This is a genomic window from Geobacter psychrophilus, from assembly GCF_056821595.1.
The window spans coordinates 2217981-2234607 of the sequence record NZ_JBXDTU010000004.1 but is presented as its reverse complement, the minus strand read 5'-3'; the positions used below and the strand labels follow the sequence as shown (position 1 = coordinate 2234607).

Annotated in this window: 11 protein-coding genes; 10 read left to right on the top strand and 1 reads right to left on the bottom strand. The window is 49.9% G+C overall.

The genetic code is table 11. The annotated features are described in order from the left end of the window. Positions 1-127 precede the first annotated feature (127 nt). From ACOCF6_RS12780 to ACOCF6_RS12770, 3 genes are all read left to right on the top strand, one after another. The gene (locus tag ACOCF6_RS12780; RefSeq protein ID WP_482460725.1) at positions 128-3349 is read left to right on the top strand and encodes a GAF domain-containing protein; all 3222 of its coding nucleotides are present in this window, start codon (positions 128-130) and stop codon (positions 3347-3349) included. 282 nt (positions 3350-3631) lie between these two features. After that, the gene (locus tag ACOCF6_RS12775; protein ID WP_482460724.1) at positions 3632-4084 is read left to right on the top strand and encodes a pyridoxamine 5'-phosphate oxidase family protein; all 453 of its coding nucleotides are present in this window, start codon (positions 3632-3634) and stop codon (positions 4082-4084) included. A gap of 34 nt (positions 4085-4118) precedes the next feature. Further along, positions 4119-4280 carry a hypothetical protein gene (locus ACOCF6_RS12770; RefSeq protein ID WP_482460723.1) on the top strand — a complete coding sequence of 54 codons (162 nt, stop codon included), beginning with the start codon at positions 4119-4121 and terminating at the stop codon, positions 4278-4280. 1 nt (position 4281) lies between these two features. On the opposite strand, the gene ACOCF6_RS12765 is transcribed toward ACOCF6_RS12770, so the two are convergent. After that, positions 4282-6342: a methyl-accepting chemotaxis protein gene (locus tag ACOCF6_RS12765; protein ID WP_482460722.1), complete on the bottom strand. Its 2061-nt coding sequence runs from the start codon at positions 6340-6342 to the stop codon at positions 4282-4284. 407 nt (positions 6343-6749) lie between these two features. Between ACOCF6_RS12765 and ACOCF6_RS12760 the strand changes: the two genes are divergently transcribed. The 7 genes from ACOCF6_RS12760 to ACOCF6_RS12730 all read left to right on the top strand — a co-directional run bounded on the left by ACOCF6_RS12760 (position 6750) and on the right by ACOCF6_RS12730 (position 16595). Further along, positions 6750-8144 (top strand): sigma-54 interaction domain-containing protein, encoded by a 1395-nt coding sequence (locus tag ACOCF6_RS12760; protein WP_482460721.1) that lies wholly within the window; start codon positions 6750-6752, stop codon positions 8142-8144. A gap of 350 nt (positions 8145-8494) precedes the next feature. Beyond that, on the top strand, positions 8495-9802 hold the full coding sequence (locus tag ACOCF6_RS12755; RefSeq protein ID WP_482460720.1) for an ATP citrate lyase citrate-binding domain-containing protein: 1308 nt from the start codon (positions 8495-8497) through the stop codon (positions 9800-9802). Next, positions 9799-12528 carry a CoA-binding protein gene (locus tag ACOCF6_RS12750; protein WP_482460719.1) on the top strand — a complete coding sequence of 910 codons (2730 nt, stop codon included), beginning with the start codon at positions 9799-9801 and terminating at the stop codon, positions 12526-12528. The genes ACOCF6_RS12755 and ACOCF6_RS12750 overlap by 4 nt, the downstream gene beginning before the upstream one ends. Positions 12529-12553: 25 nt before the next feature. Beyond that, the gene (locus tag ACOCF6_RS12745) at positions 12554-12997 is read left to right on the top strand and encodes a CBS domain-containing protein (RefSeq protein ID WP_482460718.1); all 444 of its coding nucleotides are present in this window, start codon (positions 12554-12556) and stop codon (positions 12995-12997) included. 58 nt (positions 12998-13055) lie between these two features. Then, the gene (locus ACOCF6_RS12740; RefSeq protein ID WP_482460717.1) at positions 13056-14759 is read left to right on the top strand and encodes an FAD-dependent oxidoreductase; all 1704 of its coding nucleotides are present in this window, start codon (positions 13056-13058) and stop codon (positions 14757-14759) included. Further along, entirely contained in the window at positions 14759-15742 is a 984-nt protein-coding gene (locus ACOCF6_RS12735; RefSeq protein ID WP_482460716.1) for a succinate dehydrogenase/fumarate reductase iron-sulfur subunit, read from the top strand. The genes ACOCF6_RS12740 and ACOCF6_RS12735 overlap by 1 nt, the downstream gene beginning before the upstream one ends. Further along, positions 15684-16595 carry a CoB--CoM heterodisulfide reductase iron-sulfur subunit B family protein gene (locus tag ACOCF6_RS12730; RefSeq protein ID WP_482460715.1) on the top strand — a complete coding sequence of 304 codons (912 nt, stop codon included), beginning with the start codon at positions 15684-15686 and terminating at the stop codon, positions 16593-16595. The genes ACOCF6_RS12735 and ACOCF6_RS12730 overlap by 59 nt, the downstream gene beginning before the upstream one ends. The last annotated feature ends 32 nt before the right edge of the window (positions 16596-16627 follow it).

Sequence of the window (16627 nt, the reverse complement as noted above, 5' to 3'; positions counted from 1 at the left end):
CGTATTTGCTTGGTCTTGGTGCAACTATTGCCCGGAATGGCCTGTAAATTGCATACCGCTGTTATATTTTGCGTATGACATCAAAAATATTCGCGGACTTGGAAATGATAGAGGTATTGAGCGCTTCATGACGGGGTTCTCAATTCCGGCTGATGCTGCTTCCGGCTCACATATTGAACGCTTCTGTGGGGGATTCATGAAAATATTCCGAAAACTGTTAATTGCTCTGGCACTTGCTTCAATCGTTGGTGTTCTGACCTATACAGCCGTTTCAAAATATGTGGTTCACAAGGCCGAAGAAAATCTTCACAGCATCATGTTGTCCCACCGTTCATTCCACGATTACATCCAGAAGGTGATGCATCCAACCTACTATAAAGCCCGCGATGAAGGTAAGATTGCGGAAGATTATTACGCTCCTGAAATCCTCTCTTCTTCATTTGTTGCCCGGGTCATGCATGGATTCTTTAACGAAGAGCGCGAAAAAGAAGGTCTGCCGCTTGTCTATTACAAACTTGCCGCCAACAACCCACGAAATCCCGTCAATAAGGCTGATGAAAAAGAAGCTGAACTTATCAAGCTGTTCAACGCCAACAGGGCTCTGAAAGATCATTCTGAAGTCGCTACCATAGGCGGACATAAATTCCTGGTCTACGCTAAACCGTTTCTTGAGACTAACCAGGCGTGCATTCGCTGCCATGGTAAACGGGCAGACGCACCTATTGGTCTGCAGAAGATATACTCCGGCCAAAGCGGTTTCAATGAAACAACCGGCGTCATCAGAGCGATCGAGTCAATTCGCGTTCCTATCACAGATGATATATCGGCGGCACTTGTTGCTACTACGTTTTCTATTTCTGCGGTGTTTATACTGGTCATACTGTACCTGTTTAATCTGATGCTGCGACAGAGGGTACAACGAAGCACAACTGCCCTGGCTGACAGCGAAGAGAATTATCGGAAGTTTGCCACACTGACTTCGGACTATGTTCACAAGTGCGCACGAAAGGGAAATGAACCATACCGTATCCAATGGATCGGCGGCGCATTGAGAACAATATCCGGGTACAGCATTGAGGAAATGTTCGAGCGGGGATGCTGGATGTCAATTGTCCATCCAGACGATCAGGAGGCAACAGCGGCAGCACTTGACAGCTTGCAACCGGACGATATCAGGGAGATAAACTTTCGGATAATTACTCGTGATCACAGTGTGCGGTGGATCGCGGATAAATGTCGCTGCGAACGTGGGGCGTCGAATGAGGAATTAATCCTCTACGGCGCAGCAACCGATATTACCGAGCGCACACAGTTAGAGGAGCAGACCAGACATGACTCCGCGTGGCTTGAGAGCCTTTTACGGATTTCCCAGTACAATTATAAGTCGACTCAGGACTTATTGGACTACGTGTTGGGCGAAGCGCTCACCTTGACCCAAAGTAAGCTCGGCTATATCTACTACTACGACGAGGAACTGAAGCAATTTACGCTCAATTCGTGGTCTCATGATGTTATGAAAGAGTGTTCTGTTATGGAGTCACAGACTCTGTACTCTTTGGAGAAAACCGGTTTGTGGGGTGAAGCGGTTCGCCAGCGTTCTCCAATCATCGTTAACGATTATTGTGCGGCATCACCCTTCAAAAAAGGCTATCCAGAAGGCCATGTGGCTCTGAAGTCTTTCATGACTGTGCCGATTTTTGATCACGACAGAATCGTCGCTGTCGTTGGCGTTGCCAATAACGAAAGCGGATACACCAATGCCGATGTGCAACAACTGACGCTCACGATGGATGTTGTGTGGAAAGTCGTCAAAAAAGGAGAATCTGAGCAGAAGCTCCATGAACGAGATGAGGAGTATTTCAACCTCTTTGAACAGATGCACAGTGGCCTGATTGTTATGAATAGTATCTATGATGAGACCGGTGTGCCTGTTGACTATCGATTGATCTCTGCTAATGCTGAGTTTGAAACACAAACGGGCTTGAAGCGCAGTGAAGAAATTGGCCGTACATCTGCAGAAATTTCCTTCAAGTGGCCCTCATCACTTGTCCAGAGCTTCTTTGATATTGCTGAAAATGGTGGTTCTTACGCTTACGAGCGCTACAACGAATCGCTTAAACGCCATTTTGATGTCCGGGTCTTCTCTCACCGCAAGGGACAGTGGGCCATGCTTTTTAATGACATCTCTATGCGGAAAAACCTGGAAGATCAACTCCATCAAGCCCAGAAAATGGAAGCGATCGGCAGCCTGGCTGGTGGCGTAGCCCATGACTTCAATAACAAGCTAACCGTCATTCTGGGATATACGTATCTCGCTGATACTGCGACTGATACGGCTAATTTGCAACGCTATATTGCAGATATTCGCAAGGCTGCCGAGCAGTCTGCGGACCTTACCCGTCAATTGCTGGCCTTTGCTCGAAAACAGACCATAGCTCCCAAAGTACTTGATTTGAATGAAACTATATCAGGAATGCTCAAGATGCTGCAGCGGCTCATCGGTGAAAGAATCTGTCTCAACTGGCGTTCGGCACCAAATCTGTGGGAAGTGGAACTGGATCCGTCTCAGGTTGACCAGATTCTAGCCAACCTCTGCGTTAATGCTAGGGATTCGATAACCGATGTTGGAACAATAACCATTGAAACCGGAATCAGTGTCATTGATGAGGAATACTGTACTCAAAACGCAGGTTTTGCAGTTGGTGAATACGTGCAGCTTTCAATTAGTGACAATGGCTGCGGAATGGACAAAGAAACGTTGGCACAAATCTTTGAGCCATTCTTTACAACGAAAGGACTTGGTGAAGGCACTGGTCTCGGTTTAGCCACCGTGTACGGCATAGTCAGGCAGAACAAAGGCTTTATACATGTTTACAGTGAACCTGGCTTAGGAACAACGTTCACAATCTATCTGCCCAGATATTCGGGCACATCTGAAAAAGCTCAGACGAAAGATGCTGTTGAACCTGCCAAGCGGGGGCAGGAGACTATTCTTTTGGTGGAGGATGATCCGGCCATACTGAAAATGACCACGATGATTCTTGAAAATCTTGGCTATAAAGTACTGGCTGCCAACTTCACCGCTGAAGCGATTACTCTTGCAAGTAAATACGGAAATGACATTCACCTGCTCATGACCGATGTTGTCATGCCCGAGATGAATGGTCGGGATCTGGCGAAAAAGCTGCAATCACAGCACCAGAACATCAAATGCCTGTATATGTCAGGATACACTGCCGACGTCATAGCACATCACGGTGTACTTGACGCCGGTTTAAATTTTATTCAAAAGCCATTCTCAATGACTAACCTGTCCATCAGTATTCGTGAAGTACTTGATGGTAAATGAGTGAGTGATAGACGAGTGCTGATCTAATACTCGTACCGATTAAAATTTGCAGTCAGGTCTGTCCACTATCCGCTGCTCCCAAAATAGCTCAATTTTTTCCCAATTTTTCCTGAATGGGTGATGTCGGCCAATCAACCAGCCTGACAGTTGCTCTGGATCACAACCCTGGGCAACATGCCATGGCCGGTTACCTGCTACTACAGTTGCGGAGGCGGCAACCGGCAGAGGGTATTGACTCTTTGCTGCGGGGAAGGCATGCTGTCGAAAGGAGCAGCTACATCAATGAACAACAGCGCTGAAAACAATGTTATTCTCAAGGAACTCTGCGCCGGTCAGCCGCTGGCAGTGCTGGCCACCGACGCCGGAAAAGGGCCATACACCAGCCTGGTGGCGGTCGCCACCACCCCGGACCTTCACCAGCTGTACTTTGCCACACTCCGGGCCACCCGCAAATGGACCAATCTGGCCGGAAACCATCACGTCTCTATCCTGATCGACAATCGCAGCAACCAGGTGACCGATTTCAGCCGGGCGGCCGCCGCCACGATCCTTGGGAATGCCGAAGAATTGAGCGGGCCTGAGTTGGAGACCGGGCTGACGATATTCCTGAAGCGGCATCCGCACCTGGCAGTGTTCACCGCGTCACCAAGCTGCGCCCTGTTCGGGGTGCAGATAGCGAGCATCTACCTGGTGACACGTTTTCAGAACGTCACGGAATTCCACTTTTCAGCATGAACACTCCAACCAACTCGTCATCGACCTGCCGGAGATGAACGATCGGGAACTGGCTGAAAACCTGCTATCGTTCTATCGCTGGAAGAAGGCCGATGAAACAGTCGTGCGCTTAAAAGTCATTCTCGACACAAAGAACCGGGAGCAACAGAGTCAGTTTTCTGCTGCAGCGCTTTATCCGGATATGCGTTACCTATAAGCTATTGCAGCTTGAACTGCCGCACCAACCGTTGCAACTCTTCGGCATTACCGTGTAGTTGCGCTGCAGCATTAGCGGATTCATGAGCTCCCTGCGACGTCTGCTGAACGACTTCGGTGATCTGCATCATATTGCTGGAAATTTCGCTGGTTGTCGCAGTCTGCTCTTCGGCTGCCGTGGCGATCTGGTTGACCTGCATGGCGACATCATTGACCTGCGCCAGAATATCCTGCAACGCCTGCCCTGATTTTGCTGCTTCCTCTGTCCCGGTCTCCACCTGATGAACACCCTGCTCCATAGCGGTAACTGCGCCTTTGGTTTCTCGCTGAATGGCCTTGATCATTTCGCCGATTTCTTTGGTGGCGCGGGTGGTGCGTTCGGCCAGAGCGCGAACTTCATCGGCAACAACGGCAAAACCTCGACCCTGTTCTCCGGCCCGGGCGGCTTCGATGGCGGCATTCAGCGCCAGCAGGTTGGTCTGGTCGGCAATGTCTTCAATCGTGCCGATAATCGCGCCGATCTGGTCGGAGCGTTGCCCCAGGCTTTCCACCGTTCTGGCGGACTCCTGAACTTTCTGCGCGATCTGTCCCATGACGGCGACAGTTCTTTCCACCACTGCAGCGCCATCGCTGGCAGCCTGCGTCGCACGTTGTGCTCCTTCTGCAGCCATCTGGCAGTTTTGTGCAATATCACCTGATGTGGCCGACATTTCTTCGCCGGCAGTGGCTACCGTACCAGACTGCGCCGCAACTTCTTCGGCTCCGGTAGCGATCCGTTCAGCAATAATAGTAACCTTTGCAGCTGCAGTAGAAACATCTTCCGACGATTCGTTTATACTGAGCAATAAGCTTTTAAGTGCGCCTGCCATTCGCCGTATCTCCTGCGAAAGATGCTCCACCTCGTCAGCAGACCGTATCGAATCAACATCAACTACATCAATATTTCTAAAATCACCCGAGGCCAAAAGAGCCGTCATTGAGATGACCTTCCCAAGTGGCAGAGAAATCCAGCGCCTGACAATAAACATGGACATTAACACAAGAACAACCACGACCAACAACGTGGCCACGATCATAGCGTTACGGAGTATTTTTGCTTCACCATTCAGTTCATGGCTATACGTACCCGCTGCAACAATCCAATTCCATTCCTTAAAATGTTGAAACGCTACAAGTTTCTCGCGCGGACTGCTTTCACCTGAAGTTTTGTTTATCCAGTCATAGCGCATAACTCCCTGTTTCTGTTTAAGCATATCAGCAAGAAAATCCCGACCGTTGGCATCTTTTATTTCAGTCGCATTTTTACCTTCCAATGAAGGGTGTATCTGGAAGACCCCATGACCTTTGCCATCAGATGCATCTATGGCATACAGGTAGCCGGTCTGGCCAATCTTTATACTGCAGACTTTCTCTTTAAACGCCTTAAAACTTTCTGTTAGATCATAACCGATAAAAAGAACCGCTATAATTTTACCACTTACATCCTTAACGGGAAGGTATTTGGTCATATAATCCTTACCAAACAGTGTAGCTCTGCCGGTAAACTCCTCGCCCTTGAGAAGTCCTTGATAAGCCGGATGTGCCCGGTCAAGAGCGGTACCAATGGCTCTACTACCATCCTGCTTTTTTAGCGACGTGCTGATTCTGATAAAATCATCCCCTGCGCGCACAAATACCGTGCCGACATCCTTGGTTGTGGCAGTGAATCTATCTACAACTTCAGTGTTAAGATTAAGGGTGGTAGAACCAGCGGTAAGTGTAGGGGTTTGTTTGTCACCAACCAGGACGCTTGTTGAAGGATCAATTTCAAATGAGCCCGGAAAGGAGGTGCGAAAGATTCCCATCTGCTTGCCAGCACTTCCAGCCAGTGCCTCATGATAAGATGACATGGAACTGATCAACAACGTAACCTGCTGATTTAAATCTCTTTCAGCTCTTTGATCCAGTTTTCTGGTAATCAGGGAAGAAAGCGTAACGGTAAAAATCCCCATAACGATCACAATAACGACTGTCTGAACCAATGAAAATTTAACTCCAAGGGACATTTTAGATAGGTTCTTCACGTGGCACTCTCCTTGACATTAAAGGATTGGAATTTGTTTTTTTGAGTAGGCGGAAAATACATTCAACACCGGGTATTGTTAACGCAATTCAGAGGAGATAAGAGCCTTCATTGCTAAAGATCGGGTGTAGCAAAGATGGCACATTCTGGACATAAATATACATTCAGATACGGTATAAACGGCGTGGATCACTACATTGTTAAACATTGTTATTTTTTTATCCATAAAAAGCAATGCAAATACAAATAGATAAGTGTTGACTTGGTCTTGGTGTAACTAATGTCCAGCATGGCATATCAATTGCTATATCTATGTTATATTTTGCGTAGGGCGTCAAGCATAAATTGATACTGTACGTATACACGATTTTCATGAAATTCACGGCCATAAGGATATACATAGCATCCATGAATACGTCCCTGAAAATAATTGACCCGCTCATATCTCAGGCAATCCTGAATAACATTGGAGATGGTATTCTCTTCTTGAATGCGAACGATGTCTTGGTCTACATCAACCGGGCTGCTGAAAAAATTCGCGATCTTGGAAGTGATACAGGTATTGAGCGCTTCATGACGGGCTTCTCAATTCCGACTGACGCTGCTTCCGGTTCAAGTTATGAATTGTTTGCCGATCTCAAAAGCGGAAACAAGCCTATTCATAGACAGATCATTGAAGACAAGTTGTGTATTTACGAAAATACATTTTATCCAATCCGCAACATCGAGGGGTTGTATCTGGGCACTCTTATCGTATGTCGCGATGTCACCGAAAAGGAAAAACTCAAAGAGGAAACAGTAGCGCTTCGTGAACAGATTCAGTTAGACTCCGGCTGCGGTGATATGATTGGCAACAGCCCGGCAATGCTACCGATATTCCAGCTGATCCATGCTGCAGCTGGTGTTGATTCCACAATTATGATCACCGGAGAAAGCGGTACCGGCAAAGAACTGGTCGCGCGCGCTATTCACCAGCATGGCCGCCGCAAAAATCTCGCGATGGTTAAGGTAAACTGCGCTGCGCTGCCGGATTCGCTGTTGGAATCCGAGTTGTTTGGCTATGATAAAGGGGCGTTTACCGGCGCCATTAAGGATCGGATTGGCAAGTTTGAGCAAGCCGATGGCGGGACAATTTTTCTTGACGAAATCGCTGAAATGCCGCTGTCTGCACAGGCAAAACTGTTGCGGGTATTGCAGGAACGAACTGTTGAACGGTTGGGTGGCAACAGAGAAATCCGTGTCGATGTCAGGATCATTGCGGCAACAAACAAGAATCTGCAGCGTGAAGTTACCAACGGAACCTTCCGTGAAGACCTGTACTACCGTCTCAATGTTATTCCGATCAATCTGCCTCCATTACGGGAACGGCGCGAGGACATCCTGATTCTTGCCCGACAGTTTCTCAATCGGTACGCCGAGCGGATGCACAAACCGGTACTTGACATATCGCTCGCCGCCAGGAACGCCCTTGAGATCTATAGATTTCCCGGAAATGTCCGGGAGCTGGAGAATACCATGGAACGTGCCATGGCGCTTTCCCTCGGAGGAGAGTTACGCCTGGAGCATCTCCCAACTGAATATGGCATAAACCAAACTGCGTATCCGGCTGCCTCCGTATCACCAATAGATGCCTTGCTTTCCTCAAATGTCACTGTGTCGACGAAGGCAGCAATACTTGAAGCGCTGCGAGCTACGGGAAACCGAAAGGGTGAGGCAGCACAGCGGCTCGGTATTTCTCGTAAGACTCTCTGGGAAAAAATGAAGATTCACGAAATTGACGCATCTTTATCGGGCAATGGATAATGTTTCAGCACGATGTGGTCTGATGGTTTCGATGTAAGAGAGGCCGTGACAGTAAATAGAAAGAGGCCGCACTCATTATTGGGTGCGGCTTTTCTGTTTCGCGTAACATCCGTCATTTTTGTTACGGTCTCGAAACATGTTTCGTAACGCAGATGAAACATAGACCTTACATTTAAACGTAGTTTTGAGAGTCACAGTAAAAAAAGCCTGTAATTATATGCGCTTTAAAATCATATCGGGTTGGATTTTCCATTGGCACAGCTATTGCTAAACACTGTTATATTAATGTGTGGTGTCCGTAAACCGTAAGGTTTTAATCAGTTTTACCGTAACTATAAGAGAGGTACTTTATGCAATTAACCGGATTGAAATATGGAAAACGTCTTTTAGACATGGTTGAATTTCCCGTTGCCCCGGTTCTGTCCGAAGACGCATCCCACGATGAGATCAGCCATCTCATCGAGACGCATGGCGGCAAATGCATCGTTAAGCCGGTGTTTCTGGGCGGAGTGGGGAAAAAGGGGAAAGCCGGGTTGGTGCGGGTCGTCACCAACGTGTTTGATGCCATGGTTGCAAAAAGGGAATTATTCTTCGCGACCCATAATCAAGGGAACCGCCCCGTTCAGGCTTGCGGAGTAACCTTCGAGGGGTACATCGCTTCTGATGTTGAGATCTATGTCAGCATTGCCGATTCAAGCGAACACCGTATGCCGGTGTTGCTATTGACTATGGAGGGCGGCGTTGATGTCGAGGATGTGCCACAAGATGCCAAGCGTACGATCCTCTTCAATCCGGTAACGGGAGTAAAATCTTTCCATATAAATGATGCGTTGCGCGAACTGAAGTGCCCTCCGCAGTATATCAGCCAGCTTGTGCAGCATCTGCCGAAGCTGTGGCAGGCCTATGACAGTTATGGCTTGACCACTCTGGAGCTCAACCCTATCAGAATGGGGCGGGTAAAGGGTCGCTACATCCCTTATGCCTGCGATATCAAAGCATCCTTCGACCAGGACAATCAGGCGTGGAAACGCCTGGGGTACCCTGAGGAGATATTTTCGACCAATATCACCCAGTTTGAAGCAGAGATCAATGTTTTGAGAACTCATCAGGGGCAAAGTGATGTTACCGAGATAAATCCCAAGGGCACTATTCTGCCGTTTATCTTTGGCGGTGGTGCCAACAGTGCCGCCACGGAGGTACTGGGAGACAAGGGAATCATCTCCTCGGACTTCGGCGGCAATCCTCCCTATGAGAAAATAAAGGCCATTGCTGACATCACTTTCCGGCACTGGCTCCCACAAGCCAAAGTGGTCATGTTGGTGGGGGGGCGAGCCAACAATACGGATATCTTCACCACGTTTAAGGCTATTTTTGATTCACTCAAGGAGCATATCCACCTGAATCCTCACATTGTTGTGGTGGCAGGTAGAGGCGGCCCAAAGGTTATTGAAGGAATGGTGTACGGACGTGATGTGCTTGATAGTCTGCGAGTGCCGCATCGCTTCTTCGGACATGACAGCAGTATGATGAGCGTTCTCCAGCATGCCATGGAGTTGGAGAGCGAGATCACAGGTCGGCATGTTTCGGGTAATACAAACCGTGCCGGAGTTAAAGTCGCCGCATCTGGCAAGAACACACAGGCAAGGAGCAGAGCATGAACTACCTCAATAATCCATTTCCCTATTTTGTCGGCGTTCAGTCCTTGCATGAACTGGTGAATAAGCATTCCCGCGTCTGTATCATGAACATCCGTGGCACCGAAAGTTCAACAGTGACGCCGGTGTCTCACGCCTATAGCGGTGGTAACGTTGTTGCCGGGGTTCAGTATGGTGAATCGGGCGGTGCCTTTGAAACTTCGATTGGGGATATTCCGGTGTTCGGCAGTGTATCCGATGTTATCCGGTCCGGTGTCCAGTTTGACACCGGAGTGATTTATCTTCCTCCTACGGCCGTATCCCATGCGGTCTCCGAAATGTGTGCCCGCAACGTCGATCTGAAGCGCATCGTGATTGTAACGGAAAAGGTGCCGGTACGTGATTCACGGTTGATTCGCTATGGCTGCCAGAACAGGAAAGTAGACGTTATCGGCGCAAACACTCTGGGGATTGCCAATTCATGGGATCAGGTAAGGATCGGCGGGGCACTGGGTGGCGATAAGCCGGCAGAAAGCCTGAGAAAGGGAAGCGTTGCTATCTACAGCAACTCGGGAAACTTCAGCACTACGTTATCAGAGTACCTGAAGACGGGCGGATTTGGCACTTCTACCATCCTGAGCAGCGGCAAGGACGTCTACATCCATTTTGCTCTGGCGGAGTTTCTCTATTGCGCCGAGAACGACCCACGCACCAAGGCGATCGTTGTGTATGTTGAACCGGGTGGTTACTATGAAAAACAGGCTCTCGACTGGATAACAGAGGGGCGTTTCAAGCTCACCAAACCGGTCATTGCCTGTGTAACAGGTCGCTGGAAAAAGAATCTCACCCGCTCGTGCGGCCACGCTGGTGCCATGGCCGGCTGCGGGGATGATGCCGAAGCCAAAGAACGCTGGTTCGATGAATACTTCGGTGTGCCGGTATTCAATCCGAACCATCCAGAGGTGTCTCGGCGAGGTGTCCGCATAACTACCATTCAGGATGTTGCGGAAGCGGTCGGCGCTTGTATGCAGCTGCACGGAGACCAGCCCGACTTCGAGCCGACCGGCGATCTCAGCCTGAAACCGTGGTTTGTCAATGACCATGGCCTGGTTTTGCCGAGTCACCTGAAGATGATTCCGGTCAAGGCGGTCTCTCCCTATGGTGAAGAAATTGACAAGGCTAATGAACTTATCGGAGCTCGTACAATACGAGAGCCGATGCGCAATTGTTCAGGGGCGAGCCACATTGATCCGAATAATCACGGCATCTCGTTCCATGGCAACAAACTACTCGATCTTATCGATGTGCCGTTCGGTGCCATGTGTATCTATGCAATCCTCAAAACCATGCCGGATGCCAAGCAAATGGCTCTTATCAATCCTCTGCTTAACTGGTTTGTCTCCAAGGGGAGTGAGAATGTAGCTACTGTGGCCCGCGGACGGGCAAACGGCTGCACACCAAATGCTTACATTGCCGCTGATATACTGCTGGCCGGCAACAATAGCCTCTTTGAAGACGTACGTTCGATAAGCGCATGGATGATCGACCTGTTTTACCCTGTAATCGGTGGCAGTCTGGCCATTGATGAAAAACTGATTGCCAGTACCTGCACCACAGTATCGAAACTGCCTGCAATGACGCGCGAGGCAAATTCTGAAAAACTTGGCGAATATTTTGGGGAAATTCTGAAAAAAACCGGTCAGGAAACGGTGCTCACTCGCTTTGCCCAGGCTTACTGCGCTCAGTCCAGTCCGGAAATTAGCGGTACTGATCCTTTCAAAATGCTGCTATCTGCAATGTTGCTGGGATTGTCATGGGGGCAGCTCTGTGATCGTCGCATCAGCCGGGAGACAGCTCAGGATATGGCAACCTATCTGGGACTGAACGGGATTATTGTCGGCGTCTCGCCGGTGTCATCCAGTAAAAACAGTTTCTGGCAGAAACTGCATGATCTCTCTGATCTGTCATTGCTGACGGCGGATTTTTCGTCAACCTGCTTCCAGATCATGTTCAGTCGAACAGCGGATGAGCATGAACTGTTTACCTTCAATTCTTTGTTGAACCTGACCGTGACCAATGGACCGGGAACGCTGAGCGCCAAAGGTGCAAAAGAGAGCGTCAGCGCCAGGAACCACATTGCCACAGCCTATGCCGGATTTATGACCAATACCGGACTTGCCCATGGCGGTAACGGATTTGAGGCGGTGAGCTACCTGCTCAAAACGTTTGCTGACACAGATCCGTATCATGCCGGTGAACAGAAACAGCAGAACATGTTTATAGATCTCGCCTCCAAAGCGGTGCAGGAATTTGTGGCCTGCAAGCGAAAAGCAAAGCTGGATGGCTTCAGCGTTCGGGTTCCCTGTCTGAATCACCCGGTTTTTCGCGGTAAACAAAAAAATGAGGATCCCCGTGAGGCGTATCTTCATCGTCAACTCACAGCCAGGGGAGTCAGCAATCCGTTTCTTGAATACTATCATGTTCTGGCTGATGAGCTGTATTCCGAGGGGATTACCCCAAACCGATACTGTGTAAATGTTGATGCAGCTCTGGCCTGCATCGCACTGGATCTCTTCTGGAAACAGCTGCATAGCGGTGAATTGAGCGAGAATGAAGCGCAAGAGATTGTATTTACAATCTTTCTTTACGGCAGGATGGCAGGGATCTCTGCTGAAATTATCGATCATCGCAGCAAGGGCCGCGATCTTGATTGTCGCACTTTGCCGGAAGAGCTCAAATATCTGTCGTAATACTAATAATGCCAGGAGATTAATCATGGAAGCTCTCAAAAGAATCCGAAACACACCCGTTTCAGAGTTGATGCAGAGGGATATGGTGACCTTCAACGGTAGCCACACGGTAGCCGAAGCCATTCAGGTTATGAAATCGCGCAAGGTTGCCAGCCTGGTCATACTGCCGGCAAACGATGATGATGCGTTCGGCATACTGACGGTTCGCGACATACTTGGCAAGGTGATCGACCCGGGCGAGAACATCTACCGTGACATCTGGAATACTCAGGTACATGAGATTATGAACAAGCCGGTCTTCAGCATAGATCCGGAGATGAGGGTCAAATACGCCCTGAGGATGATGAACAAGCTCGGTGTCAGACGTCTGGTTGTGCTGCGGGGGAGAGATCTGCTCGGTATCATTAGTGAAATAGAGATTTTCCGAGCCGTGGAGGAATTACCGGCGATCACCCAGGTGGCATTGTAGTCCGGTCACCTGAAACGGGTTCAAGACGGTTTCAAACGGAGCTGCCAGGGAGAAAACGATGGAATATTCATATGATATGGTTATTGTGGGTGCCGGCGGTGGTGGTCTTTTTGCCGCACTGGAGGCGTTTCGTACCGCGCCGGGGATTTCAGTGGCTGTCATTTCAAAGGTATATCCCACCCGTTCCCATACGTCCGCTGCCCAGGGCGGTGTCAATGCTGCGTTGGCCAATAAGGACAGCGATGATACTCCGGCACTCCATATTTTTGATACCATAAAGGGAAGTGACTATCTGGCGGATCAGGATGCCGTGGCATACCTCTGCAATCAGGCTGCCCCTGTGGTGCGGGAACTGGAAAATCTTGGTGCCCCGTTTTCACGATTTGCCGACGGCTCCATCGCCCAGCGGCCGTTCGGAGGGACCGTCAAAGACCGTTGCTGCTACTGCGCCGACAAAACCGGGCACACCATCCTGCATACCCTCTATGAACAGTGTCTCCGCCGTGGTGTCAGGTTTTTTAACGAATATTTTCTCCTCTCGCTGGAGCATGACAACGGTGAATGTCAGGGATTGGTGGCGATGAATATGCGCACCAGCGCAATTGAGACCTTTTCTGCCAGGACGGTCGTCTTGGCCACCGGCGGCCACGCCAAGATGTACTGGAACAGATCCAGCAATGCCTCCGGCAATACGGGCGATGGGCAGGCAGCCGCATTGCGCACAGGTATCCCCTTGAAGGACATGGAATTTATCCAGTTCCATCCCACTGGCCTGCGCAAAAGCGGGCTGTTGGTAACGGAGGCTGCGCGAGGTGAGGGGGGCTACCTTCTCAACCGTCATGGCGAACGATTCATGGCTCGTTATGCCCCGCTGAAGATGGAACTTGGCCCGCGTGATCTGGTAGCACGCTCCATGGAGACCGAGATAATCGAAGGCAACGGTTTTAGTAGTGAGGCCGGCAGCTATGTCGAGTTGGATCTGCGGCATCTGGGTGCCGAGGCAATCAAGAAAAAACTTCCTCAGATCAGAGAGCTTTCAATGCACTTCGAGGGAGTGGATCCGATTGAGGAGCCGATTCCGGTCCGACCGACCGCCCATTATTCCATGGGGGGCATAGATACCCATATGGCCCGCACTGCGGTGCGCGGAATCTATGCCATCGGTGAATGCGCCTGTGTCTCCGTACATGGTGCCAACCGCCTTGGTGGTAACTCACTCCTTGATATCCTTGTGTTTGGCAAGTTGGCCGGTCGGGAGGCAGCTCTTGATGCACAGGAACGCAAATTTCGTCAGGTTCCATCTGCTGCAGTCGAAAAAAACAAGTCGGAAATTAAGGCATATGCCGGTCATGACCGGTATGAACGCTACGGGCTGATCAGAGAAGAACTCGGTCGGACAATGAGTGAGAATGTGGGCATCTATCGGATCGGTGAACGACTGCGTCAAGGTGTCGATGACATCCACGCTTTACGGGAACGTTTTCAGCGCATCCGGCTTTTCGATACCGGTACCGTGTTCAATACCAATCTGATTCAGATCCTGGAGCTGAAGAATATGCTCGACCTTGCACTGTGCGTTGCCGTGTCAGCCATGGAACGCCAGGAAAGCAGAGGTTCGCATCACCGTGAAGATTTTCCGGTGCGGGACGATGCCTCATGGCATAAACACTCCCTCTGCAACTGGGGTCATGACGGGCACATCGTGTCCGGAAGCAAGCCGGTGACAATGGGGATCCACCCTCTGGAATCAAGGAGTTACTAATGGAACTAAAAGAGGTTGCCTTCCGAATCCAGCGCTATAACCCGCAGGTAGACTGCGCCCCGTTTTTTGATAACTTCAAGATATTTGTCGAAAAGGGGATAACCATCCTGCGCGCCCTGAACCATATCAAAGAACAGCTCGAACCTCGTCTTACCTTCCGGGCTTTCTGTCAGGCCGGTATCTGTGGTTCCTGCGCGGTGCGTGTCAACGGAGTCTCTAAACTTGCCTGCACAACCCAGGTGTGGGATGAACTGCATGGCGATGAGCCCATTTTGATCGAACCGCTCAAAAATCTGCCGGTGATTCGCGATCTGCTGGTCGATATGGACCCCATGATGGAGAAGCTGACGCAGAATCAAGGGTGGCTCGTTCCGGCAACGTCAGAAGAACAGATGGGATGCAGGGAACACTTTGTCAGCGATGAAGAGTTCGAGGTAATTAATACCGCTACCGACTGTATTCTTTGTGCCTCATGTTATTCAGAGTGTAGCATGTCGGGAGTCAATTCGCGCTATATCTCACCACCGGTATTGCTCAAAACGTTCCGATTGAACAATGACACGCGGGATACCCAGGGTGCTGATCGACTAAAATGTGTCACAAAAGACCACGGTTTGTGGGATTGCACTCATTGCTACCGCTGCGTTGAACACTGCACAAAGAAAATACCGATCATGGACGGAATCCATCGACTTCGGGAAGAGACCTTTGAGCGCACCATGGCCGACACGGAAGGGTCCCGGCATGCACAGGCCTTTTTTGATGATATCCGTGATTCCGGCCGACTAAAGGAGTCTACTCTTCCCCTGCGCACTAAGGGGGTCGCCGGCAGTTTCGGTATGTTTCCACTTGCCGTGAGGATGGCGGTCAAACGAAGAATACCGCCATTATTCCCCCATAAGATTCCCGAAATAGAGCGTGTCCGTGAAATGTACCGGAAACTTGTCGGACGAACATGCGGCCGTCATGCCGGAAAGTCGTGAGGATATCATGAAATTTGCCTACTTTCTCAGTTGCATAAACGAATCTATGACCAAAGAGGTTGACGGCTCGCTTGAGCAGTTGAACAAAGACCTCGGAATAACCATGGTCAAGCTCGAAAAAGGGACCTGCTGCGGCGGCAGTAATCTCGATTATGTCAGTCCTGATCACTTTCTGGCGGTCAATGGCAGGAATCTTGCCCTTGCCGAGCAGCTGGGGCTTGATCTGGTGACGTCGTGCAGTACCTGTCTGCTGACCTTGCGACGCGCCAAACAGATCCTGGACAACTCATCCGAAAAGAGGGAGAACGTAAATCGCCTGCTGGAAGCGGATGGGTTGTACTACAGCGGAGCCAGCGACGTAAAACATATCCTTTGGGTTATCACAGAAGACTATGGCCTGGAGCGACTGACAGAAAAGGTGTCCAAACCATTGTCAGGAATCCGGTTTGCTCCCTTTTACGGTTGTCACATCATCAGGCCCTCGCATCTGCTCGGCAGAGACAACCCGGTCGCTCCATCCTCTCTTGATCAAGTGATCGAGGCTCTGGGTGGAACCGTGGTTGAGTTTTCGTCAAAAAACAAATGCTGCGGTTTCCATACACTCCTCGTAGCGGAGAAAGAGTCGTTAACGATGTCGGGAGATGTTCTGGAAACTGCGGTCCGCGGTAATGCAGATTATATTGTAACACCCTGTCCGCTCTGTCATACCGCGCTTGATGCCTATCAGTTAAAGGCGTTAGAGGGGCGAACCGTTCGCGGGAATGTACCGGTTCTACACCTGTCGCAAATGATTGGTCTGGCGCTCGGACATACAAGAGAGGAACTTGGTATCGATCGACATATGATTTGCTGACGAGGTTTTCGGGGATCGACTGGATATAAAGA